The sequence below is a fragment of the Pseudomonas protegens genome (genome assembly GCF_013407925.2).
Classification (GTDB): domain Bacteria; phylum Pseudomonadota; class Gammaproteobacteria; order Pseudomonadales; family Pseudomonadaceae; genus Aquipseudomonas; species Aquipseudomonas fluorescens_AP.
Genome location: NZ_CP060201.1, coordinates 3316043 through 3337844 on the forward strand (window position 1 = coordinate 3316043; position 21802 = coordinate 3337844).

Sequence of the window (21802 nt, forward strand, 5' to 3'; positions counted from 1 at the left end):
AGCATCACCTCACAGGCTTTCCGGACCCCCTTCCCATGCTGCAGAACATTCCCACCCACGTGATCGCCGGCCCCCTGGGCGCCGGCAAGACCAGCCTGATCCGTCATCTGCTGAGCCAGCGCCCGGCCGCTGAGCGCTGGGCGGTGCTGATCAACGAGTTCGGCCAGATTGGCCTGGACGCGGCCTTGCTGACTCGCGATGAAGACGGCATCGCCCTCGGCGAGGTCGCCGGTGGCTGCCTGTGCTGCGTCAACGGCGCGCCGTTTCAGGTTGGGCTTGGGCGACTGTTGCGCAAGGCCAAGCCGGATCGGCTGTTCATCGAGCCGTCCGGCCTCGGCCACCCGGCGCAATTGCTCAAGCAACTGAGTGTTGCGCCCTGGCAAGGCGTGCTGGCGGTGCAGCCCTGTGTGCTGGTGCTGGATGCCCAGGCCCTGGCCGCCGGCAAAGCGCTGCCCCAGGCTCAGCAGGACGCCCTGGCCAGCGCCGGCTTGCTGGTGTTGAACAAGGACGAACTGCTCAGCGACAGCGATCGGCTGCGGGTGCTGGAGCAGTTGCCGGATATTCCCCTGTTCTGGACCCGCCACGCCGCCTTGCCCCTGGCCGAGCTGCCGGGCCTGGAGGCCAGCGCCGGGGCGGCGCTGGAACAGTTGGATGTTCCTCAGGGACTGGCACAGTTACCGGCGTTGTGGAGCGATCCACAGCAGCCGATCTGCCTCAGTCAGTCTCAGCAGGATGGCTGGAGCATTGGCTGGCGCTGGCACCCGAGCCAGCGCTTCGATCTGGTCCGGGTCGAGCACTGGCTGCAGAACCTCGACTGGCGTCGGGCCAAGCTGGTGATCCACAGCGACGAAGGCTGGCGCTCGGGCAATGGCCTGGATAATTCACCGCTGAACTGGCTGCCCAGCGAATGGCGCCGGGATTCACGCCTGGAGTTGATCTTCAGCACCCCTCAGGACATGGCGGCCCTGCAAGCCAGCCTCGCTGCCTGCCGCCTGTAGGCGTATCTCACGGCTTGAACTTGCGATGCTCTTCGCGCCACTGGCTCAGCTCGATCACCTCGGCGCTGGGCAGCGGCTCCTTGGCCTCGAACGGATAAGGCGCCAGCTCGATATGGGCGCTGTGGGCGCCGAACTGGGTGATGGTTCCGGCGTGACGGGTTTCGCCGGTCACGGTGAACTCGAAGTTGTAGATGCGCGCCAGGCGCCGGCGGCCATTGGCGTCCTTGACCAGGCCGATGCGCTTGAGCGCGACGTTGCCGTCCAACAGCTCGATATCCAGCCGCGCGCAGTGCTGCTTGACCCGCTCCAGCGCCCGCTCGCGCAGGCCGTGGTTGTGCCACAGCCAGGCGGCGCCGGTCGCCAGCAGCATCAGCACAAAGATGTTTCCAAGGGTCAGCATGAAGGTTTGCTCCAACGAAGTGGCATCAGCTTAACTGCGTCTCCGGTCTGTCGTACAGGCTGCGTTTAGTCGCATACTGCGCGGCTTGAATTCCACCGGTTTTATGGAAAATCCTGCATGAAACGTACGCCCCACCTGCTTGCGATCCAGTCCCATGTGGTTTTCGGCCACGCCGGTAACAGTGCTGCGGTGTTTCCCATGCAGCGGGTCGGGGTGAATGTCTGGCCCCTGAATACCGTACAGTTTTCCAACCACACTCAGTATGGTCACTGGGCCGGAGAAGTGCTGGCGCCGCAGCAGATTCCCGAGCTGGTGGAAGGCATCGCCGCCATTGGCGAGCTGGGCAACTGCGACGCGATCCTCTCCGGCTACCTGGGCAGCGCGGCCCAGGGCCGGGCGATTCTCAGCGGCGTGGCGCGGATCAAGGCGGTCAATCCCCGGGCCCTTTATCTGTGCGACCCGGTGATGGGGCATCCGGAAAAGGGCTGCAGCGTGCCGGCGGAGGTCAGCGACTTCCTGCTGGACGAGGCGGTGGCCATGGCCGACTTGCTGTGCCCCAACCAGCTGGAGCTGGACAGCTTCTGCGGACGCAAGCCGCAATCGCTGTTCGATTGCCTGGGCATGGCCCGTTCGCTGCTGGAGAAAGGCCCCAAGGCGGTGCTGGTCAAGCACCTGGACTACCCTGGCAAGCTGGCGGAAGGCTTCGAGATGCTGCTGGTGACCGCCGAGGGCAGCTGGCACTTGCGGCGTCCGTTGCTGGCGTTCCCCCGGCAGCCGGTGGGCGTGGGCGACCTGACTTCCGGGCTGTTCCTGGCCCGGGTGCTGTTGGGCGACAGCCTGGTGGCGGCGTTCGAATTCACCGCCGCGGCGGTGCATGAAGTGCTGCTGGAAACCCAGGCCTGCGCCAGCTACGAGCTGGAGCTGGTGCGGGCCCAGGATCGCATTGCCCATCCACGGGTGCGGTTTGAAGCGACGCCGATCGGCTTCTGATGGCGACCGGCGTGCAGTGACTCAGGCCTGCTCGGAGAACTGCACCGTCGGCGCCGGCTGCCGGAAGCCCCGGGTGTGCGCCGCCAGGTACAGCACGCCCAGGGCGAACCAGGCCAGGCCGATTCCCAGGGTCAGGGCCGAGAGGCTGGTCCACAGCCAGACGATCAGGCCAAAGCCGATCAACGGCAGCAGGCCGTATTGCAGCAGTCGTGCCCCGGTGCGCGGCTGACCCTGGCCCAGATGGCTCTTGATCACCGCCAGATTGACCACCGAGAACGCCACCAGCGCGCCGAAGCTGATCATCGACGCCAGGGTGGTCAGGTCGATGACCACCGCCAGCAATGACACCAGCGACACCAGGACAATTGCCACCACTGGGGTCTTGTAGCGCTCGGACAAGGTGCCGAACACCCGTCGTGGCAGGATGCCGTCGCGGCCCATGCTGAACAGGATGCGCGACACCGAGGCCTGTGACGCCAGGGCCGAGCCGGCGGCGCCGGCGACATAGGTGGCGGTGAAGAACATCTCCAGGAAGCGTCCGCCGGCGTGCAGCATCACCTCGCTGGCCGCCGAGTCGGCGTCCTTGAAGCTGCTGCCGGGGAAGGCCAACTGGCTGGTCATGGCCAGCAGGATGAACAGCAGGCCGGCGCCCAGGGTGGTGATAACGATCGCCCGTGGGATGTCCCGGCGCGGGTCGCGGGTTTCCTCGGCCAGGGTCGATACCGCGTCAAAGCCGAGGAACGACAGGCACAGCACCGCCGCCCCGGCCATCAGCGGCAACAGTCCGCCCTGACTGCCGTCGCCGACCCAGGGCGCGCTCAGGTCCAGGCTCTCGGCCCCGGCCAACTGGCGCATCACCAGGGCCACGAACACCACCACGAAGACCATCTGCGCACAGACGATCAGGTTGCTCATGCTCGACACCGAGCCGATGCCGCGAATGTTCAGCAGCGTCACCAGGCCGATGGTCGCCACCACGAAGACCCAGGCCGGCACGGCGGGAAAGGCCAGGTTGAGGAACAGACCGATCACCAGGTAGTTGATCATCGGCAGAAACAGGTAATCCAGCAGCAGCGACCAGCCGGCAAGAAAGCCGATGCCCGGGCCGAAACTGAGGCTGGCGTAGGAATAGGCCGAGCCGGCAATCGGGTATTTTTTGACCATGACGCTGTAGGACAGGGCGGTGAAGAGCATGGCCAACAGGGTGACCACGTAAGCAGCGGCGGTGCGTCCGCCGGTGATCTGGGTGACCACGCCGTAGGTGGTGAAGACGGTCAGCGGGACCATGTACACCAGGCCGAAGAACACCAGGGCCGGCAGCCCGAGGATGCGTCGCAACGAGGTGCCCTGGGCACTGTGGGTGAAATCGCCGGGGGCGAGGGCGGGATTGTCGGAGAGTGTATTGGCGCTGGGCATTGTTATTGTTCTCACGCGTTCGTGGGTTCGAAGGCTCCCCAAACGGGGAGTGCGCTTGTGCCTTGCCCATCGATTCTGGCAGCGGTGCCCCTGGGGCATAACTCTCTATGTGGTCAAAAAGGGATGGATCTGGCCATTCGGGATGACCGCAGAAGCCTGCTGGAAAGTGCGTGAGGGCAGGCAGCAGAGCGCTGAAGGCGCTGGGGAGGGTGACGCGGGGAGGACCGTCCGTGGTCCTGCTGAATCAGCGATGCAGCGGGGGGATCAAGGACCGTCGGCCTTGATTTCCTGGTAGCGCTTTTCCAGTTCCTGGCGGATCTGCCGGCGCTGCTGGGCCTGGATAAAGCGCCGCTTGCCGTCGGCGGTTTCGGGCTGCAGGGGCGGCACCTGGGCGGGTTTGCGCTGGTCGTCCACCGCCACCATGGTGAAGAAGCAGCTGTTGGTGTGGCGCACCGAGCGCTCGCGGATGTTCTCGGTCACCACCTTGATCCCCACTTCCATGGAGGTGTTGCCGGTGTAGTTGACCGAGGCCAGGAAGGTCACCAGTTCGCCGACATGCACCGGCTCGCGAAAGATTACCTGGTCCACTGACAAGGTCACCACGTAGCGACCGGCATAACGGCTGGCGCAGGCATAGGCGACCTCATCGAGGTATTTGAGCAGGGTGCCGCCGTGCACATTGCCAGAGAAATTGGCCATGTCAGGGGTCATCAATACCGTCATCGACAGCTGGGCGTTTCCGGGTTCCATAGCACGCTCACGGTTCTGGGCAGGGGTTGCTGGAGCACCTCTGCGGGTGCTGGGTTCAAGGTTTTCAAACCATCGATAACGGGACGCCGGGCCGGGCCACGCCGTCACGCCCCGGGGGATCTGTTTCCTAATATTGCACCGCCTTGCCGCCGGAAGTCGCGGTGTTAACCTGCAAAACACCCGTTCCAGGGCTTTTTCCGACACTCCTTAAGGATTTTTCCTACTGCCGATCAGAGCTTTCTAATTAGGCGATCTGCGCCGCCCAGCTTTCAAGGAGAACCCTGGCCATGCATGCCATCAGCTTCATTCAGGACCTGGCCGTGATCATGTTGGTCGCAGGCGTGGTGACCATTCTCTTTCATCGACTCAAGCAACCGGTGGTGCTGGGCTACATCGTCGCCGGCTTCCTCATCGGCCCGCACACGCCGCCCTTCGGCCTGATCCACGACGAACAGACCATCAAGACCCTGGCCGAGCTGGGGGTGATCTTCCTGATGTTCTGCCTGGGGCTGGAATTCAGCCTGCGCAAGCTGTTCAAGGTGGGGGCCACGGCCTTTATCGCGGCCTTTCTGGAAATTGTCCTGATGATCTGGATCGGCTATGAGATCGGTCGCTGGTTCGATTGGAGCACCATGGATTCGCTGTTCCTCGGGGCGATCCTGGCCATCTCCTCCACCACCATCATCGTCAAGGCACTCAACGACCTGAAGATGAAGAACGAGCGCTTCGCCCAACTGATCTTCGGCGTGCTGATCGTCGAGGACATCCTTGGCATCGGCATCATCGCCTTGCTGTCGAGCATCGCGGTCAGCGGCACGGTGAGCTCCGGCGAGGTGTTTTCCACGGTCGGCAAGCTCTCGCTGTTCATGATCGTGGCCCTGGTGGTGGGCATTCTGCTGGTGCCGCGCCTCTTGGCCTACGTGGCCAGGTTCGACAGCAACGAGATGCTGCTGATCACCGTGCTGGGGCTGTGTTTCGGTTTCTGCCTGCTGGTGGTCAAGCTGGAGTACAGCATGGTCCTGGGGGCCTTCCTGATTGGCGCGATCATGGCCGAGTCCCGTCAGTTGCTGAAGATCGAGCGCTTGATCGAGCCGGTTCGCGATCTGTTCAGCGCGATCTTCTTCGTCGCCATCGGTCTGATGATCGATCCGCAGATCCTCCTGCAATACGCCTGGCCGATTGCGGTGATCACCGTGGCGGTGGTCCTGGGCAAGCTGTTTTCCTGCGGCATGGGTGCCTTTATCGCCGGCAACGACGGCCGAACTTCGTTGCGCGTGGGGATGGGCCTGTCACAGATTGGCGAGTTTTCTTTCATCATCGCCGCCCTGGGCATGACCTTGCAGGTCACCAGCGACTTTCTCTACCCGGTGGCGGTGGCGGTATCCGCCATTACCACCTTGCTCACGCCCTATCTGATCCGCGCGGCCGATCCTTTGTCGTCGAAGTTGGCGGGGGTTGTGCCCCAGCGCCTGAGCCGGGTGCTGGGGATGTATGGCGAGTGGCTGCGCAGCATCCAGCCCCAGGGTGAGGGCGCTTTGCTGGCATCGATGATCCGCAAGATCCTGCTGCAGGTGGGTGTGAATCTGGCGCTGGTGGTGGCGATCTTCTTTGCCGGCGGTTATTTCGCCAGGCGCATTGGCGCTTATCTGGAGGTCTGGGTCAGCGATCCGAGCTGGCAGAAGGCGCTGATCTGGGGCGCAGCCCTGCTGCTGTCACTGCCGTTCCTGATCGCCGCCTATCGCAAGCTCAAGGCGCTGTCGATGCTGCTGGCGGAAATGGGGGTCAAGGCGGAGATGGCCGGGCGCCATACCCAGCGGGTGCGGCGGGTGATCGCCGAAGTGATTCCGATCCTGTCGCTGCTGGTGATCTTTCTGCTGCTGGCGGCGCTGTCGTCGAGCATCCTGCCGACCCTGGAGTTGCTGGTGCTGATTGCGGTGGTGGCGGCGGCGGTGGCCGCGGTGTTGTGGCGCTGGTTCATCCGCGTGCACACGCGGATGCAGGTGGCGCTGATCGAAACCTTCGATCACAGCAAGGACAACGGCGGGCATTGACCTTGCCGCTCGCCAGCAGAGCGCTGGCGAGCCTGTCCGTCGCTGCAGTCGACTCAGCTTTCCAGCCAGACGTCCCGTGCCCAGTGCCACACCGATTCCCAGGATTCTTCGGTGATCAGCTCTTCTTCGCCGGACCACAGCACCACGGTGCCGTCTTCCTCGACGCAGTAGTAGTCGTCGCCGTCCTGGCAGATCGGGATCAGCTCCCGCGGCACGCCCATGTCCCAGGCGGTGGCGGCCACTTCCGGCAGGTAGGTGTGGGATTGCGGGTCGGTGACGGTGACCGGCTCCAGGCTGCCGTAAACCACATCGCTGACGGTCAACAGGAACTCTTTGAAGACGAACGGGATATTGATGAACAGCTGTTCCTCAATTTCCACCAGCAGGTCTTCGTCCGGCAGTTCCAGGGGGACGGGTACCGGTTCGTTGGCTTCTCGGAGTTGTTCGATGACTTCTTCCACGGCCTGGGTCCTCTTAGCTCTATGGCGCGGTTGTTTGACGGCGGTTTATACAGTAGCTCGCTATAAGTGCAATCGTGAAATGCAAAACCCCGACTTGAGTCGGGGTTTTGCCTTACTGCTGTGACAACGGCATGAATCAACCGTTCTGGCGGATACCTGCCACCAGCCATGGCTGGTTGTCGCCCTGGGCGCGTTCCATGTTCCAGCTTTCGCTGAACACTTCGCCCTGGTCGAAGCGCGAGGTCTTCGACACACCGCTGAAGGTCAGGGTGGCGATGGTCTTGTCGGCACGGTCATCCACGCCTTCCAGTTGCACTTGCAGGTTGTCGATGTAGGTCGACTGGAAGCCGTCGCCCAGATCGGCACGTTCCTGCTTGAGGAACTGCAGCATCTGCGGTGTCACGAACTCGGCGATCTTGTCCATTTCATTGGCGTCCCAGTGTTGCTGCAGGGACTGGAAGTGGTTGCGCGCCGCTTCAATGAAGCGCTCTTCGTTGAACCAGGCCGGAGCGTTGATCACAGGACGTGCGGCAGGTGCTGCCGAGCCACCGAAGATCGAGCCGCCAGCGGGTTGCTGAGGTTCGAACGCCTCGCGCTGCATGGGCGCGTGGCCGGCTGGAGCGAACTGCTCCTGCTGCTTGCGACGGCGTGCGGCGATGAAGCGGAAGATCACAAAGGCGATGACCGCCATGATCAGGATGTCGAAGATCTGCATGCCCTGGAAGCCGCCGCCCATGAACATGGAGGCCAGCAGACCACCGGCGGCGATGCCGGCCAGAGGGCCGAGCCAGCGCGAAGCGCCACCGGCCTTGGCCGCGGCACCTGCAGCACCGGCTGCGCCAGCGGTGGCGGCAGCGGCAGGCGCGCCCGGAGTGGCCGGGGCCGCCTGGCGAGTCTGGTGGGTTGGGGCAGCGCCGGCGCTTTTGCCGCCACCGAAGCGCTTGGCGTTGGCGTCGAGGCTCATCGTCAGGCCGATGCACAGCGCCATGGCGATGCTAAGAAAACGTTTCATAAAGGGGGTTCCCATTTGTGGATGGCACGCGCGCCATATTGCACAGGTCAAGTGTCAGTGGCGAGCGGCATAATGTTTCGGGCTTTTGCCTGACAGGCTCGGTTCAGCTCCGTTCGCCGGCATGCTCGCCGCTAGGGTTTTGGTCCTCAAGGACGCGGCTTTGGTTCAATCCCGCCGCCGTTCAGCGACGCAGTGCCAGCAGCACGACGCCGGCGGTGATCAGGCCGATTCCGCCCCATTGCCGCAGATCGAGTTTCTCTCCCAGCAAGGCCACGCCAATGAGGGCCACGAACACCACGCTGAGCTTGTCCACCGGTGCTACCAGGGAAGCCGGGCCAAGTTTCAGGGCACGGAAATAGCACAGCCAGGAGGCCCCGGTGGCCAGCCCGGACAGCAGCAGGAACAGATAGCTCTTGGCGGAAATCGATCCCAGGGACTGATATTGGCCCGTTGCGTACAAAATCAAGGCCAGGCTGACCAGTACCACCACGGTGCGCAGCAGGGTGGCGAAATCCGAGTTGACGTTTTCTATCCCGACTTTGGCGAAGATAGCCGTCAAAGCGGCGAAAGTGGCCGAGAGCAGCGCCCAGAATGTCCACGAAGAAAAAAAGCCTGAACCCATGTTCGCGCTGCCTTTTCTGCACCAACTGGAGGAGCCGGCTTGCCGGCGAAGAGGCCCGGGAGCCGATCTTCGCCAGTGAGATTCGCTGGCGAGCCAGCTCCTACGGATCGTGTGGGGTTAGATGGCTTCCAGCTTGGCGTAGCCGAGCATCAGCCATTTGCTGCCTTCGCTGAAGTTGACCTGGACCCGGGCCTGGGCGCCGGCGCCTTCGAAGTTGAGGATTACCCCATCGCCGAACACCGAATGGCGCACGGCCTGGCCGAGACTCAGGCCGGTGTCCGGAATCTCGCTGCCGCCGAACAGGCTGCTGGTGCTCTGCGACTGGCCACCGCCGAAAGGCCGGCTGACGCTGTTGGACAGGCGCACTTCCTGGATCAGCCCCTTGGGCACCTCGCGGACGAAGCGCGACACCTTGTTGTAGGTTTCGCTGCCATATAGACGACGGGTTTCCGCATAGGTCATCACCAGGTTCTGCATGGCCCGGGTGATGCCCACGTAGGCCAGGCGGCGTTCTTCCTCAAGACGGCCGGGCTCTTCCAGGCTCATCTTGTGCGGGAACAGGCCTTCTTCCATGCCCACCAGGAACACGTAGGGGAACTCCAGGCCCTTGGCGCTGTGCAGGGTCATCAGCTGCACGCTGTCTTCGTGCTCGTCGGCCTGGGTATCGCCGGCTTCCAGGGAGGCGTGGCCGAGGAAGGCCGCCAGGGGCGTCAGGTCCTCGTCTTCTTCGCTGTTCTCGAAGTTGCGCGCGGCGCTCACCAGTTCCTCAAGGTTTTCCACCCGGGCCTGGCCTTTCTCGCCTTTTTCCGCTTCGTGGTAGGCGATCAGCCCGGACTGCTCGATCACCGTCTGGGTCATCAGGTGCAGAGGCATTTCCAGGGTCTTGGCGGCGAGGTTCTCGATCAGTTCGATAAAGGCCCCAAGGGCGCTGGCCGCGCGACCGGTCAGGCCTTTATTGGCCACCAGCTGGCGCATCGCTTCCCACATCGACACATCGCTGTGGCGCGCGTGTTCGCGGATGGCTTCGACGGTCTTCTCGCCGATGCCCCGGGCCGGCACGTTGATCACCCGCTCCAGGGCCGCGTCGTTGCCACGGCCTTCCAGCAAGCGCAGGTACGCCATGGCGTTCTTGATCTCGGCCCGCTCGAAGAAGCGCTGGCCGCCATAGATGCGGTACGGAATGCGCTCGCGCAGCAGGGCCTCTTCCAGCACCCGGGACTGGGCGTTGGAGCGGTAGAGAATGGCGATGTCGCTGCGGGCCAGGCCGGTCTTCAGCGCGCTTTCGATGGTTTCCACCACATAGCGGGCTTCATCGTGCTCGTTGAAGGCGGCGTACAGGTTGATGGCTTCGCCGTCGCCGCCGTCGGTCCACAGCTCCTTGCCCAGGCGCCCGGTGTTGTTGGCGATCAGGGCGTTGGCGGCCTTGAGGATGCCGGCGGTGGAGCGGTAGTTCTGCTCCAGGCGGATCACTTCGGTGTCCGGGAAATCGGCGGAATACTGATGGATGTTCTCGATTTTCGCCCCGCGCCAGCCGTAGATCGACTGGTCGTCGTCGCCCACCACCATCAGGCTGTCGCCACCCTGGGCCAGCAGTCGCAGCCAGGCGTACTGCACGGCGTTGGTGTCCTGGAACTCGTCCACCAGCACGTGGCGGAAGCGCTTCTGATAGTGCGCCAGCAGGCCCGGGTGGTCGCGCCACAGGTCCAGGGCGCGCAGCAGCAGTTCGGAGAAGTCGATGACCCCGGCGCGCTGGCAGGCGGCCTCGTAGGCCTCATAGATGCTGCGCATGGTGGCCAGGAACAGGTCGCCGCTGGCCTGGATATGTTGTGGGCGCAGGCCTTCGTCCTTCTGCCCGTTGATGAACCACTGGGCCTGGCGGGCCGGCCAGCGTTGCTCGTCCAGGCCCAGCTCGCGGATCACCCGCTTGACCAGGCGTTGCTGGTCGTCGCTGTCGAGGATCTGGAAGGTCTGGCTCAGGCCGGCTTCCTGCCAGTGGGCCCGCAGCAGGCGGTGCGCCAGGCCGTGGAAGGTGCCGACCCACATGCCGGCCGGGTTGATGCCCAGCAATTGCTCGATGCGGTGGCGCATCTCGGCGGCGGCCTTGTTGGTGAAGGTCACCGACAGGATCGAGTGGGGCGAGGCGTTCTCGACCTGGATCAACCAGGCGATACGGTGCACCAGCACACGGGTTTTGCCGGAGCCAGCACCGGCCAGGACCAACTGACGACCCACGGAGGCGGCTACGGCCTGGCGTTGGGCATCGTTGAGGGAGTTCAACAGGAGGGAGAGATCATCGCGCATCGGGGCATTCTAGGGGGCCGCGCCACCCCGGGCAAACCCGGCTTTGCATTAGCCGATAAAACAACCGCGGGTGACGACCGGTCGGTCACAGGTCGCAGCCTTCGGCGCTTCAAGTCCGGGCTGTTGCGCCGTGGATTGCTGGGGGATCGGTTTTATCGATTTTATGACTTGGAGCAGTTTGGCTCGCGCCTTTGCTTGTGTATGCTCCGCCGACGTTTCGGGCTCAACCATTATAAGAACACTGCCTATGACCCATAATCCCGACCTGTCCGGACCCCTGGTGGAGCCGCGGGTTATTCTTCTGCGCTACGCCGTAGAGATAGCGGTGGAACGCACGCGTCTGCTGTATCAGGGCTCGCTGCTGCCGACCCTGTTCATGTTGCTCAATGGTCTGGTGTGCACCTGGCTGCTCTGGAGCCCGGCGCGCTATCTGTTGCTCAGTGTGTGGATGGTCTGGCTGCTGGCCCTGGTGGCCTTGCGGGTGATTCAGGTAGCGGCTTTCGATTCGGCAATCCCCAGTCGCCAGGCACAGCCGGTCTGGCAGCGCATGTTTCTCCTGGGCTCGACGGTCAGTGGCCTGACCCTGGCCTGCGCCGGCATTGCCCTGGTGCCCACCGACAACTTTCTCCAGCAGGCCTGGGTCTTCGGCCTGATCGGCGCGGCCATTCTTTCGGCCAGCGTGGCCTATGCGGTCAGCCTGCAAGCCTTTCTTTCCTTCACCTTGCCTTGCCTGCTGCCGGCGATTGCCTACCTGTTCTGGGGCGGTGACGAGCAGCAGCGGGGCTGGGGCTGGCTGGGGCTGATTCTCTTGGTGTCCCTGAGCGTGGTGGCCTGGCAGGTCAATCGCCTGATCCAGCGCGGCTTGCTGCGACGCTTTCAGAATCAGGCCTTGATCGAGCACCTGCAGGACGCCCAGAGCCGCAGCAACCAGCTCAACCGAGAGCTGGCCCGGGAAGTGGAACAACGCCGTCGCGCCGAGGAGCAATTGCGCGAGGCCCAGGCCGGACTGGAGCAGCGGGTGGCTCAGCGCAGCCTGGAGCTGGACGCGGCCAACCAGGCCCTGAGCAAGAGCGAGGCGCGCCTGGCCCTGGCCCTGGATGCCAGCGAACTGGGTTTGTGGGACTGGAACCTGCAGACCGACGAGGTCCATCACACCCAGCTCAAGGAGCTGTTCGGCCTGGAGCCGGAGGACGTCACGGCGATGCTCAGCCACCTCAAGCCGCGTCTGCATCCCGAGGATCTGCCCGTGCTCAAGCGTGCCCTGGTGGAACACCTCAAGGGCCGCAGCGAGGACTATCAGGTGGAATACCGGGTGCGCCATGGCGATGGCCGCTGGGTGTGGATCGAGGACCGTGGTCGGGCGGTGGAGCGCAGCCCCGACGGACGGGTGCTGCGCATGGTGGGCACGCGGCGCGACATCAGTGCCGACAAGGAGCTCGAAGCGCAGCGCGACCTGGCCGCCACGGTGTTCGAGGCGGCCAGCGAAGGGATTGTCATCCTGGACCCCGATTACGCCCTGATCGCCGCCAACCAGGCCTTCAGTCTGGTCACCGGCTATCAGGTCGAAGACATGCTCGGGCGCAACGTGGTGGAGCTGTCCTGCAGCCGCGACGCCCGTCGTCACTATCCGATGATTCATCAGGCCCTGGAGCAGCACGGCAGCTGGCAGGGCGAACTGGTGGAAACCCGCAAGAATGGCGAGCTTTATCCGCAGTGGCTGCAACTGAACGTCGTGCGCGACAGGCGGGGGAAAGTCCGGCATATCGTGGGCTTCTTCGCCGATCTGTCAGCCCGACGTGAATCCGAGGAGCGCATGCGCTACCTCACCCACTACGACGAGCTCACCGGGCTGGCCAACCGTTCGCTGTTCCGCGAGCGCCTGCGCGAGGCCCATCAGCGGGTGCGCCAGGGCAGCCGCAGCCTGGCCTTGCTGCACATCAATCTGGATCGCTTCAAGCTGCTCAATGACAGCCTCGGCCATGAAGTGGCCGACCAGCTGTTGCAGAAAATGGCCCGGCGGCTGGTCAACGCGCTACCGGAAGCCGACACCATCGCCCGCTTGTCCGGGGACGAGTTCGCCGTGCTGTTCGATGCCTACGGCAGCCTGTCGAGCCTGACCCGGGTGGCGACCCGCTTGCTGAGCAAGTTGCGCCTGCCGATCACCGTCGAGGGCCACGAGTTGGTGGTCAGCGCCTCCATGGGCATCAGCATGCTGCCGGACAGTGCCCGGGAGATCGCCGCCCTGGTCAGCCAGGCGAACATGGCCATGGCCCATGCCAAGCACCTGGGCGGCAACAACTTCCAGTTCTATACCGAAAGCCTGCAAGCCAGCACCCTGGAGCGGCTGCAACTGGAGAACCAGCTGCGCAAGGCCATCGAAGAAGACCAGCTGATGGTCTTCTACCAACCCAAACTGTGCCTGGCCACGGGCCGCCTGAATGCTGCCGAGGCCCTGGTGCGCTGGGATCACCCGACCATGGGCCGGGTGCCGCCGGGCGACTTTATCGGTCTGGCGGAAGAAACCGGGCTGATCGGCCCCATTGGCGAATTCGTCTTGCGCCAGGCCTGCCGGCAAGCCTGTGAATGGCAGCGCCAGGGCCTGGAGCCGATTCGCGTGTCGGTCAACCTGTCGGTGTATCAGCTGCGCCAGGGCAAGCTGGTGAGCCTGGTGCGCCAGGTGCTGGAGGAGACCGGTCTGGAGCCGCACCTGCTGGAGCTGGAGCTGACCGAAAGCCAGTTGCTGGACAGTGTCGAGCACATCATCGCCACCTTCCGGCAACTGCGCGCCCTGGGGGTGAAGCTGGCCATCGACGACTTCGGCACCGGTTACTCGTCCCTGAGTTACCTCAAGCGGATTCCGGTGGACTACGTGAAGATCGACCAGGCCTTTATCCGTGGGCTGGCCGACGGAGGCGAGGATGCCGCCATCACCCGGGCGATCATTGCCATGGCCCATGGGCTGTCGCTGAAGGTGGTGGCCGAGGGCGTTGAAGAGCCCGGCCAACTGACGTTCCTGCGGGCCGAACACTGCGATGAAGTGCAGGGCTATCTGATCAGTCGCCCGGTGAACGCCGAAGGCCTGGCGCTGCTGTTGCAGGCCCAGACCCGCTAGCCTTTATCGGCGTTCGCCACAACGGCTACATAAGGCGTACCCGGCTGAAAATGGGGGGTAGGACGGCAACTTCGTGATGCATTGAGCAGGCAAAAAGACGATTCCTGTAGTATAACTACAAGCTTGCTACATCTCCGGCGTCAGCCAATAACAATGAGTCCAGCCCTTTGAACCTGTTGCAGCACATCGCTCAGTCACGTCATCTGTTACGCAAATCGGAACTCAAGGTCGCCGATCACGTGCTCCTTGATCCTGCGGCGGTGATGCACAGTTCCATGGCGGATCTGGCCCACAGCGTGGGCATCAGCGAACCGACCATCGTGCGCTTCTGCCGGGCCATCGGTTGCTCCGGTTTTCAGGACCTGAAGCTCAAATTGGCCCAGAGCCTCGCCGCTGGTGCCAGCTTCGGCCAGTTCGCGATCCATGAAGACGACTCCGTCGCCGACTACAGCCTGAAGATCTTCGACACCACCCTGCACACCCTGATGGAAGTGCGCGAGAAGCTCGACCCGGTGGCCCTGCAGCAGGCGGTGACCGCCATGTCCCAGGCCCAGCGCGTCGAGTTCTACGGCTTCGGCGCTTCCGGCGCGGTGGCAGCGGACGCCCAGCACAAGTTCTTCCGCCTGCTGCTGACCGCGGCGGCCTATTCCGACCCGCACATGCAGGCGATGTCGGCGGTGACCCTCAAGCCCACCGACGTGGCCATCTGCATTTCCCAGTCCGGGCGTTCCAAGGACCTGCTGATCACCGCCAATCTGGTGCGTGAAAGCGGCGCCTCGCTGATCACTCTGTGCCCGAGCCAGACGCCCTTGGCCGAGTTGTCCACGGTCAACCTGGCCATCGATGTGCATGAAGACACCGAGATCTACACCCCGCTGACCTCGCGTATCGCTCACCTGGTGGTGATCGACGTGCTGGCCATGGGCGTGGCCATGGCCCGCGGGCCGAGCCTGGTCAACCACCTCAAGAGCGTCAAGCGCAGTCTGCGCAGCCTGCGTCTGTCGCCCAAGTCGGTCAAAGCCCTGGACGACTGAGCCTCTCTGGCCGGTGATAAGGCCTCTGGGCTGCGCATCGCACTGACGGACGCCTGCGCTGGCAAGCCAGCTCCTACAGAGAGCTGGGCGCTGTGAATGTTCATCGTCCTGTAACCGACCCGCCGCCAAACCGTAACCGCCGACGTCCATCGTGAAGCTTCCGTACTCGCATTGGGAGACTCGAAATGGCCCGGCCTTACGAAGAGAGTAACAGCGCCGTCAAGACCCGTCGTCAGCAGGAAGACCAGCGCCGCATGGAATTTCGTCGTGCGATCGAACACCGCTTCGAGCTGCGTCAGTTGCAGCAGGAAATCAACGATTACCCCGAGCTTGAGGCCGTCAATTACTGGCAGGCGGCACCCGCGGCTTCCCGTCGAAGCGTTCAACCAGCCCGCTGATCTGCACCCGTTCGCTGCGGATGAATCCCAGGAACGCATGCGCTACCGGTGACAGGCGTTTGGCTTTGGCCTGCACCAGGCACCAGCTGCGAAGCAATGGCAGCTCTTCGACCGGCAACTCGATCAACCCGCCGGTCGCCAACTCAAGGTTCAGGGCGTGGCGCGTCAGCAAGGCCACGCCCAGACCCGCCCGCACGCACTCACGCTGAGCCTCCGCCGACGACACTTCGAGGATCTGGGTGAAGTGCACGCGCTTCTCCTTGAAGTACTCCTCGCAGGCCAGGCGCGTGCCCGAGCCCGGCTCGCGCAGCACCAGGGTGTAGGGCTCCAGATCCTGCAGGCGCAGCGGCCCCATGTGGCTCAGCGGGTGGTCCGGCGGCGCCACGGCGACGATCGGGTTGTTGAGAAACGGCAGGAATTCCAGCTCCATGTCCTGGGGCACCATGGACATGATCACCAGGTCGTCGCGGTTGTCCGAGAGGCGGCGGATCACCTGGGCGCGGTTGACCACCGTCAGTTGCAAATGCACTTCCGGATGCTGGCGCTTGAAGGCGGCGAACAGGTGCGGCACGAAGTACTTGGCGCTGGATTCGATGGCCAGCTTGAGCTGGCCCTGCAGCGAGCCCTGCATGTCCGAGAGCTGCATGTCGAGGTTTTCCAGGCGCCCGAAGATGTCGCGGCTGGCCCGTTGCAGGGCCTCGGCGGCTTCGGTCATGTAGAGCTTCTTGCCGACGTAATCGAACAGCGGCTGGCCGATCAGTTCCTCCAACTGACGGATCTGCAGGCTGACCGCGGGCTGGGTGAGATTCATTTCATCGGCGGCGCGGCTGTAGGAGCGTAGATCGCAGACTTCATTGAAAATCTGCAACTGACGTAATGTCATTCTCATCAAGGACTTACGCATTTGTGGAGTGCTCGCGCCAAGGGCTGGTGGCGTGACTATAAGTCTTTACTTATGCCCAACCCAATAATTATTGATTTTTGTTAATCCCTCTTCAGAGCTAGTGTGACGCGGCGACTGACCTGAAACATTTGGTCACGCGCCGACTCGGTCTAGCGGGTCGTTTGTTCCAACGGCTCAAGGGAACCTCCAAGTGATAAAAAAGATCCTGATCGCCAACCGTGGTGAGATCGCCGTGCGAATCGTGCGTGCCTGCGCCGAGATGGGCATCCGTTCGGTAGCGATCTTCTCCGACGCCGATCGCCATGCCCTGCATGTGAAGCGCGCGGATGAGGCCCACAGCATTGGCGCCGAGCCGCTGGCCGGCTACCTGAACCCGCGCAAACTGGTGAACCTGGCGGTGGAAACCGGCTGCGATGCCCTGCATCCCGGCTATGGCTTTCTTTCGGAAAACGCCGAACTGGCAGACATCTGCGCCGAACGCGGCGTCAAGTTCATTGGCCCGTCGGCGGAAGTGATCCGCCGCATGGGCGACAAGACCGAAGCCCGTCGCAGCATGATCAAGGCCGGCGTACCGGTGACCCCGGGCACCGAAGGCAACGTCGCGGATATCCACGAAGCCCTGGCCGAAGGCGACCGCATCGGCTACCCGGTGATGCTCAAGGCCACCTCCGGTGGTGGCGGGCGTGGCATCCGTCGCTGCAACAGCCGCGAAGAGCTGGAGCAGGCCTTCCCCCGAGTCATTTCCGAAGCCACCAAGGCCTTCGGTTCGGCGGAAGTGTTCCTGGAAAAGTGCATCGTCAATCCCAAGCACATCGAAGCGCAGATCCTCGGTGACAGCTTTGGCAACGTGGTGCACCTGTTCGAGCGCGACTGCTCGATCCAGCGCCGCAACCAGAAGCTCATCGAGATCGCCCCGAGCCCGCAGCTGACCCCCGAACAGCGCGCCTACATCGGCGACCTGTCGGTGCGTGCGGCCAAGGCCGTGGGCTACGAGAACGCCGGCACCGTGGAGTTCCTGCTCGCCGAGGGCGAGGTGTACTTCATGGAAATGAACACCCGGGTGCAGGTGGAACACACCATCACCGAGGAAATCACCGGCATCGACATCGTCCGCGAGCAGATCCGCATCGCCTCGGGCCTGCCACTGTCGGTGAAGCAGGAAGACATCCACCACCGTGGTTTCGCGTTGCAGTTCCGCATCAACGCCGAAGACCCGAAGAACAACTTCCTCCCCAGCTTCGGCAAGATCACCCGTTACTACGCGCCCGGCGGTCCCGGCGTGCGCACCGACACGGCGATCTACACCGGCTACACCATTCCGCCGTTCTACGACTCCATGTGCCTGAAACTGGTGGTCTGGGCCCTGACCTGGGAAGAGGCGATGGACCGTGGCCTGCGCGCCCTGGACGACATGCGCCTGCAAGGGGTCAAGACCACCGCCGCCTACTACCAGGAAATCCTGCGTAACCCGGAATTCCGTAGCGGTCAGTTCAACACCAGTTTCGTTGAGAGCCACCCGGAACTGACCAACTACTCGATCAAGCGCAAACCCGAAGAGCTGGCCCTGGCCATCGCCGCCGCCATCGCCGCCCACGCAGGCCTTTGAATGCAGCCGCAAGCTGTCAGCGGCAAGCTGCAAGTAGACGCCGATCGGCTTTTACTGGCGGCTTGTAGCTTGGAGCTTGCCGCTATGAGGAGATACCAATGACTAAAAAGATCTTCGTTACCGACACCATCCTGCGCGACGCCCACCAATCGCTGCTGGCCACCCGCATGCGCACCGAAGACATGCTGCCGATCTGCGACAAGCTCGACAAAGTCGGCTACTGGTCGCTGGAAGTCTGGGGCGGCGCGACCTTCGACGCCTGCGTGCGCTTCCTCAAGGAAGACCCTTGGGAACGCCTGCGCCAACTGCGCGCGGCGCTGCCCAACACCCGCCTGCAAATGCTCCTGCGCGGGCAGAACCTGCTGGGCTACCGCCACTACAGCGACGACGTGGTCCGGGCCTTCGTGGCCAAGGCGGCGGTCAACGGCATCGACGTGTTCCGCATCTTCGACGCCATGAACGACGTGCGTAACCTGCGGGTCGCCATCGAAGCGGTGAAGGCCGCCGGCAAGCACGCCCAGGGCACCATCGCCTACACCACCAGCCCGGTGCACACCATCGAAGCCTTCGTGGCCCAGGCCCAGCAGATGGCAGCCATGGGTTGCGACTCGATCGCGATCAAGGACATGGCCGGCCTGCTGACCCCTTACGCCACCGGCGAGCTGGTCAAGGCGCTGAAGGCCGAGCTGTCGCTGCCGGTGTTCATCCACTCCCACGACACCGCCGGCCTGGCCGCGATGTGCCAGCTCAAGGCCATCGAGAACGGTGCCGACCATATCGACACCGCCATCTCCAGCTTCGCCTGGGGCACCAGCCACCCGGGCACCGAGTCCATGGTCGCCGCCCTTAAAGGCAGCGAGTTCGACACCGGCCTGGACCTGGAGCTGCTGCAAGAGATCGGCCTGTACTTCTACGCCGTGCGCAAGAAGTACCACCAGTTCGAAAGCGAATTCACCGCGGTCGACACCCGAGTGCAGGTCAACCAGGTGCCGGGCGGGATGATTTCCAACCTGGCCAACCAGTTGAAAGAGCAGGGCGCGCTGAACCGCATGGGCGAAGTGCTGGCCGAGATTCCGCGGGTGCGTCACGACCTGGGCTACCCGCCGCTGGTGACCCCGACCTCGCAGATCGTCGGCACTCAGGCGTTCTTCAACGTCCTGGCCGGCGAGCGCTACAAGACCATCACCAACGAAGTGAAGCTCTATCTGCAGGGCGGCTACGGCAAGGCCCCGGGCCAGGTCGACGAAAACCTGCGGCGCCAGGCCATCGGCAGCGAGGATGTGATCGATGTGCGTCCGGCCGACCTGCTGAAGCCGGAAATGACCAAGCTGCGCGGCGAAATCGGTGCCCTGGCGCATTCCGAAGAAGACGTGCTGACCTACGCCATGTTCCCGGACATCGGGCGCAAATTCCTCGAAGAGCGTGAGGCCGGCACCCTGGTTCCGGAAGCGCTGCTGCCGATTCCTGAAGCCGGCGGCGTCAGCAAGCCGGGCGGTGAAGGCGTGCCGACCGAGTTCGTCATCGACGTCCACGGCGAAACCTACCGCGTCGACATCACCGGCGTCGGGGTCAAGGCCGAAGGCAAGCGCCACTTCTACCTGTCCATCGACGGCATGCCGGAAGAAGTGGTGTTCGAGCCGCTCAACGAGTTCGTCGGCGGCGGTGGCAGCAAGCGCAAGCAGGCCAGCGCGCCGGGCCATGTCAGCACCACCATGCCGGGCAATATCGTCGATGTGCTGGTCAAGGCAGGCGACGTGGTCAAGGAAGGTCAGGCGGTGCTGATCACCGAAGCCATGAAGATGGAAACCGAAGTCCAGGCAGCCGTCGCCGGCAAGGTGGTGGCGATCCACGTGGCCAAGGGCGACCGGGTCAACCCGGGCGAAATCCTCATCGAAATCGAGGGCTGAATTCAGGCCCTCAGCTGCAACGGTTTACCTCGGGGGAGCTACGGCTCCCCTTTTTTTTGCTTTTCTGAAGTGTCATTTAATGCATTTTTTGGGAGGAATATTTTATTGAAATGCATTTTGATGTACTTATAGGCGTATTAGCTTGGAAAAACTGCAATATAATGCACGGATGATTGAAGCGGAACATCTCTTGAAGTGCAGCAAATGACAGGTACCCCAATGCTCCGGCTGACGTTGCAGCTCTACTGCGCAGGCGCGTGGGCCGATGCCATGACCCTGAGTTTCGACAACCCTGAAGAGGGCTTTGCCAGCCCGTGCAGCTTCGGTTATGTCCCGCAGTACCTGGTGGACAACCTGGACGCTGTTGCCAGCCCGCTGGGCCGTTCGGTCAGTGCCCAGATACCTCTGGGATGGGAGCCCTGGCGAGAGGACCGGGCGCCGGCCTTTCTTTATGACCTGGTCGCCACGCCGGCGACGCGCGGCTTTTTGCTCCGGCAGATCGGCCATGAGCGGCCCGATGGCATGGGCAGCGAGTTGTTCCTCCTGGCCCGAAGCACCGCGGCGCCCATTGGCCATCTGCGGATCAAGGAATCCCTGGCAGGGCTGCACAGGCGTCCGGCCCTGGGCTTCACCCGGGAACAGGTGGTGACCCTGGATAACCGTTTTCTTGAATACGCCCATGAACAGGCGGCGGCCTTGGGTGGCACGGCGAGCATCGGCGACGAAGCGCCCAAGCTGTTGCTGACAGAAAACCGCGAGGGCTTGTTGTACCCCGATGCGCTGCTCGATGACGCTTATGCCGCGCGTCATTGGTGGGTGAAGCTCCCCCGTCACCCGGCTTCGCCGAATGCCTGCGACATCCTCAGAAGCGAGTTCCATTATTACCGGGCGCTGCAGCAGCTGGGTATCGAGACGTTCCCGGCGCCTGGGCTGGCGCTGGAGGAGGGGCGTCGGCCAAGCCTGTGGATGCAGCGTTTTGATCGTCGGCTGACGCCCGCCGGAGTCGAGCGTCTGGCGGTGGAGTCGATCTACTCCCTGGCCGGGCTGGTGGGCCATGGCCTGGGCATGCGCCATACCGAGGTCCTGGGGATCCTCGCCGAACTTTGGCGCGCCACCGGCCAGGAGGCATTGATCCCCGAGCTGGTGGCGGACTATCTGCGGCGCGATCTGCTCAACAGGATCCTCGGCAACACGGACAATCATGGCCGCACGCTTGCGGTGGTTCGCACGGATACACAGGTGCGCCTGGCCCCGATCCATGACCTGGCGCCCAAGGTCATGGATGACCAGGGGATTGCCCGCACCACCAAATGGCCCGGACGCATGGAGGTGGCCGGTGACGTCGACTGGCGCCTGGTATGCGCCAGCCTCAAGCCGCTGCTCGACCCTGAAGCCGCCCTGACGCGCCTGCGCGCAGATGCCGAACAGCTGCGGGCCCTGCCGGACCTGCTAAGTGCCGGCGGCTTGCCCGAAGCCACCTTCAATCACCCGCGCATTCACCTGCGCGATCTGGACCGACGCCTGCAGGAGTGGGGATTGCGATGAACATGACTGTGGAAGAACGCGGCGCCCTGATCGACGACATCCAGCAGGAAATGGCCGGCGGTCGCTTGTCGATTGGCGATGCGGTCAAGCGCCTGCGCACCGAAGTCACCGGACTGCATCAGAGCCAGTTCGCCAGGATGTGCCGGATTTCCCTGCGTACCCTGATCCATCTCGAACACGGTGACGGCAACCCGACCCTCAAGTCACTGAACGCGGTGTTCAAGCCATTCGGCCTGCAGATGGGGGTGGTGAAAGTGCAGAGAACCAGCCGCGCCCGTTCGCTGCTCGATGAGCT

General features: G+C 63.6%; 17 protein-coding genes and 1 pseudogene. 10 read left to right on the plus strand and 8 right to left on the minus strand.

All coding sequences use genetic code 11. The features are described 5' to 3' along the window. The first annotated feature begins 35 nt into the window (after nt 1–35). Entirely contained in the window at nt 36–998 is a 963-nt protein-coding gene (locus GGI48_RS15295) for a GTP-binding protein (RefSeq protein WP_179599025.1), read from the plus strand. A gap of 7 nt (nt 999–1005) precedes the next feature. Here the strand turns inward: GGI48_RS15295 and GGI48_RS15300 are convergent, their stop codons facing one another. Further along, the gene (locus tag GGI48_RS15300) at nt 1006–1398 is read right to left on the minus strand and encodes a DUF3301 domain-containing protein (RefSeq protein WP_060841807.1); all 393 of its coding nucleotides are present in this window, start codon (nt 1396–1398) and stop codon (nt 1006–1008) included. Between the two features lie 117 nt (nt 1399–1515). On the opposite strand from GGI48_RS15300, the gene pdxY reads away from it, so the two are divergent. Further along, nucleotides 1516–2388 carry a pyridoxal kinase PdxY gene (gene pdxY / locus GGI48_RS15305; protein ID WP_016966276.1) on the plus strand — a complete coding sequence of 291 codons (873 nt, stop codon included), beginning with the start codon at nt 1516–1518 and terminating at the stop codon, nt 2386–2388. Between the two features lie 21 nt (nt 2389–2409). Here the strand turns inward: pdxY and GGI48_RS15310 are convergent, their stop codons facing one another. Both GGI48_RS15310 and GGI48_RS15315 read right to left on the minus strand, forming a co-directional pair. Further along, the gene (locus GGI48_RS15310) at nt 2410–3804 is read right to left on the minus strand and encodes an APC family permease (RefSeq protein ID WP_016966277.1); all 1395 of its coding nucleotides are present in this window, start codon (nt 3802–3804) and stop codon (nt 2410–2412) included. Nucleotides 3805–4068: 264 nt separating this feature from the next. Then, on the minus strand, nt 4069–4554 hold the full coding sequence (locus tag GGI48_RS15315) for an acyl-CoA thioesterase (protein WP_016966278.1): 486 nt from the start codon (nt 4552–4554) through the stop codon (nt 4069–4071). Between the two features lie 287 nt (nt 4555–4841). Between GGI48_RS15315 and GGI48_RS15320 the strand changes: the two genes are divergently transcribed. Next, nucleotides 4842–6605: a cation:proton antiporter gene (locus GGI48_RS15320; protein WP_016966279.1), complete on the plus strand. Its 1764-nt coding sequence runs from the start codon at nt 4842–4844 to the stop codon at nt 6603–6605. A 53-nt stretch (nt 6606–6658) separates the two neighbouring features. On the opposite strand, the gene GGI48_RS15325 is transcribed toward GGI48_RS15320, so the two are convergent. The 4 genes from GGI48_RS15325 to uvrD all read right to left on the minus strand — a co-directional run bounded on the left by GGI48_RS15325 (nt 6659) and on the right by uvrD (nt 11001). Continuing rightward, nucleotides 6659–7066 (minus strand): SMI1/KNR4 family protein, encoded by a 408-nt coding sequence (locus tag GGI48_RS15325; RefSeq protein WP_007927598.1) that lies wholly within the window; start codon nt 7064–7066, stop codon nt 6659–6661. 136 nt (nt 7067–7202) lie between these two features. Continuing rightward, on the minus strand, nt 7203–8078 hold the full coding sequence (locus GGI48_RS15330) for a Tim44 domain-containing protein (protein ID WP_047306692.1): 876 nt from the start codon (nt 8076–8078) through the stop codon (nt 7203–7205). A gap of 181 nt (nt 8079–8259) precedes the next feature. Next, nucleotides 8260–8700, minus strand: a complete 441-nt coding sequence (locus GGI48_RS15335; protein ID WP_047306691.1) for an EamA family transporter — start codon at nt 8698–8700, stop codon at nt 8260–8262. Nucleotides 8701–8817: 117 nt separating this feature from the next. Continuing rightward, a complete protein-coding gene (gene uvrD / locus GGI48_RS15340; RefSeq protein WP_016966281.1) occupies nt 8818–11001 on the minus strand; it encodes a DNA helicase II in 2184 nt (727 codons plus the stop codon). A gap of 247 nt (nt 11002–11248) precedes the next feature. Between uvrD and GGI48_RS15345 the strand changes: the two genes are divergently transcribed. The 3 genes from GGI48_RS15345 (at nt 11249) to GGI48_RS15355 (ending at nt 15545) form a co-directional block, all read left to right on the plus strand. Next, nucleotides 11249–14113, plus strand: coding sequence for an EAL domain-containing protein (locus GGI48_RS15345; protein WP_179599027.1), 2865 nt, complete (start codon nt 11249–11251; stop codon nt 14111–14113). 167 nt (nt 14114–14280) lie between these two features. After that, nucleotides 14281–15147, plus strand: a complete 867-nt coding sequence (hexR, locus tag GGI48_RS15350) for a transcriptional regulator HexR (protein ID WP_011064325.1) — start codon at nt 14281–14283, stop codon at nt 15145–15147. A gap of 185 nt (nt 15148–15332) precedes the next feature. Next, entirely contained in the window at nt 15333–15545 is a 213-nt protein-coding gene (locus GGI48_RS15355; protein ID WP_016966283.1) for a PA3496 family putative envelope integrity protein, read from the plus strand. Here the strand turns inward: GGI48_RS15355 and GGI48_RS15360 are convergent. Further along, nucleotides 15487–16449: a LysR family transcriptional regulator gene (locus GGI48_RS15360; RefSeq protein ID WP_179599029.1), complete on the minus strand. Its 963-nt coding sequence runs from the start codon at nt 16447–16449 to the stop codon at nt 15487–15489. The genes GGI48_RS15355 and GGI48_RS15360 overlap by 59 nt on opposite strands. Nucleotides 16450–16639: 190 nt before the next feature. Here GGI48_RS15360 and GGI48_RS15365 point away from each other — a divergent pair, with 190 nt between their 5' ends. From GGI48_RS15365 to GGI48_RS15380, 4 genes and pseudogenes are all read left to right on the plus strand, one after another. Then, on the plus strand, nt 16640–18055 hold the full coding sequence (locus GGI48_RS15365) for an acetyl-CoA carboxylase biotin carboxylase subunit (protein ID WP_047306688.1): 1416 nt from the start codon (nt 16640–16642) through the stop codon (nt 18053–18055). 98 nt (nt 18056–18153) lie between these two features. Continuing rightward, nucleotides 18154–19962 (plus strand): sodium-extruding oxaloacetate decarboxylase subunit alpha, encoded by a 1809-nt coding sequence (oadA, locus tag GGI48_RS15370; RefSeq protein WP_047306687.1) that lies wholly within the window; start codon nt 18154–18156, stop codon nt 19960–19962. A gap of 270 nt (nt 19963–20232) precedes the next feature. Then, the gene (locus GGI48_RS15375) at nt 20233–21507 is read left to right on the plus strand and encodes a HipA domain-containing protein (RefSeq protein ID WP_179602013.1); all 1275 of its coding nucleotides are present in this window, start codon (nt 20233–20235) and stop codon (nt 21505–21507) included. Beyond that, a pseudogene (locus GGI48_RS15380) lies at nt 21504–21770 on the plus strand (helix-turn-helix domain-containing protein); the annotation flags it as partial. The gene GGI48_RS15375 and the pseudogene GGI48_RS15380, both read left to right, overlap by 4 nt. Nucleotides 21771–21802 lie beyond the last annotated feature (32 nt).

Excerpts from the sequence above, each read along its gene's own strand:
- GGI48_RS15295 (WP_179599025.1), top strand. The coding sequence starts at position 36 with ATGCTGCAGAACATTCCCACCCACGTGATCGCCGGCCCCCTGGGCGCC.
- GGI48_RS15300 (WP_060841807.1), bottom strand. The coding sequence starts at position 1,398 with ATGCTGACCCTTGGAAACATCTTTGTGCTGATGCTGCTGGCGACCGGC.
- pdxY (WP_016966276.1), top strand. The coding sequence starts at position 1,516 with ATGAAACGTACGCCCCACCTGCTTGCGATCCAGTCCCATGTGGTTTTC.
- GGI48_RS15310 (WP_016966277.1), bottom strand. The coding sequence starts at position 3,804 with ATGCCCAGCGCCAATACACTCTCCGACAATCCCGCCCTCGCCCCCGGC.
- GGI48_RS15315 (WP_016966278.1), bottom strand. The coding sequence starts at position 4,554 with ATGGAACCCGGAAACGCCCAGCTGTCGATGACGGTATTGATGACCCCT.
- GGI48_RS15320 (WP_016966279.1), top strand. The coding sequence starts at position 4,842 with ATGCATGCCATCAGCTTCATTCAGGACCTGGCCGTGATCATGTTGGTC.
- GGI48_RS15330 (WP_047306692.1), bottom strand. The coding sequence starts at position 8,078 with ATGAAACGTTTTCTTAGCATCGCCATGGCGCTGTGCATCGGCCTGACG.
- GGI48_RS15335 (WP_047306691.1), bottom strand. The coding sequence starts at position 8,700 with ATGGGTTCAGGCTTTTTTTCTTCGTGGACATTCTGGGCGCTGCTCTCG.
- uvrD (WP_016966281.1), bottom strand. The coding sequence starts at position 11,001 with ATGCGCGATGATCTCTCCCTCCTGTTGAACTCCCTCAACGATGCCCAA.
- GGI48_RS15345 (WP_179599027.1), top strand. The coding sequence starts at position 11,249 with ATGACCCATAATCCCGACCTGTCCGGACCCCTGGTGGAGCCGCGGGTT.
- GGI48_RS15355 (WP_016966283.1), top strand. The coding sequence starts at position 15,333 with ATGGCCCGGCCTTACGAAGAGAGTAACAGCGCCGTCAAGACCCGTCGT.
- GGI48_RS15360 (WP_179599029.1), bottom strand. The coding sequence starts at position 16,449 with ATGCGTAAGTCCTTGATGAGAATGACATTACGTCAGTTGCAGATTTTC.
- oadA (WP_047306687.1), top strand. The coding sequence starts at position 18,154 with ATGACTAAAAAGATCTTCGTTACCGACACCATCCTGCGCGACGCCCAC.
- GGI48_RS15375 (WP_179602013.1), top strand. The coding sequence starts at position 20,233 with ATGACCCTGAGTTTCGACAACCCTGAAGAGGGCTTTGCCAGCCCGTGC.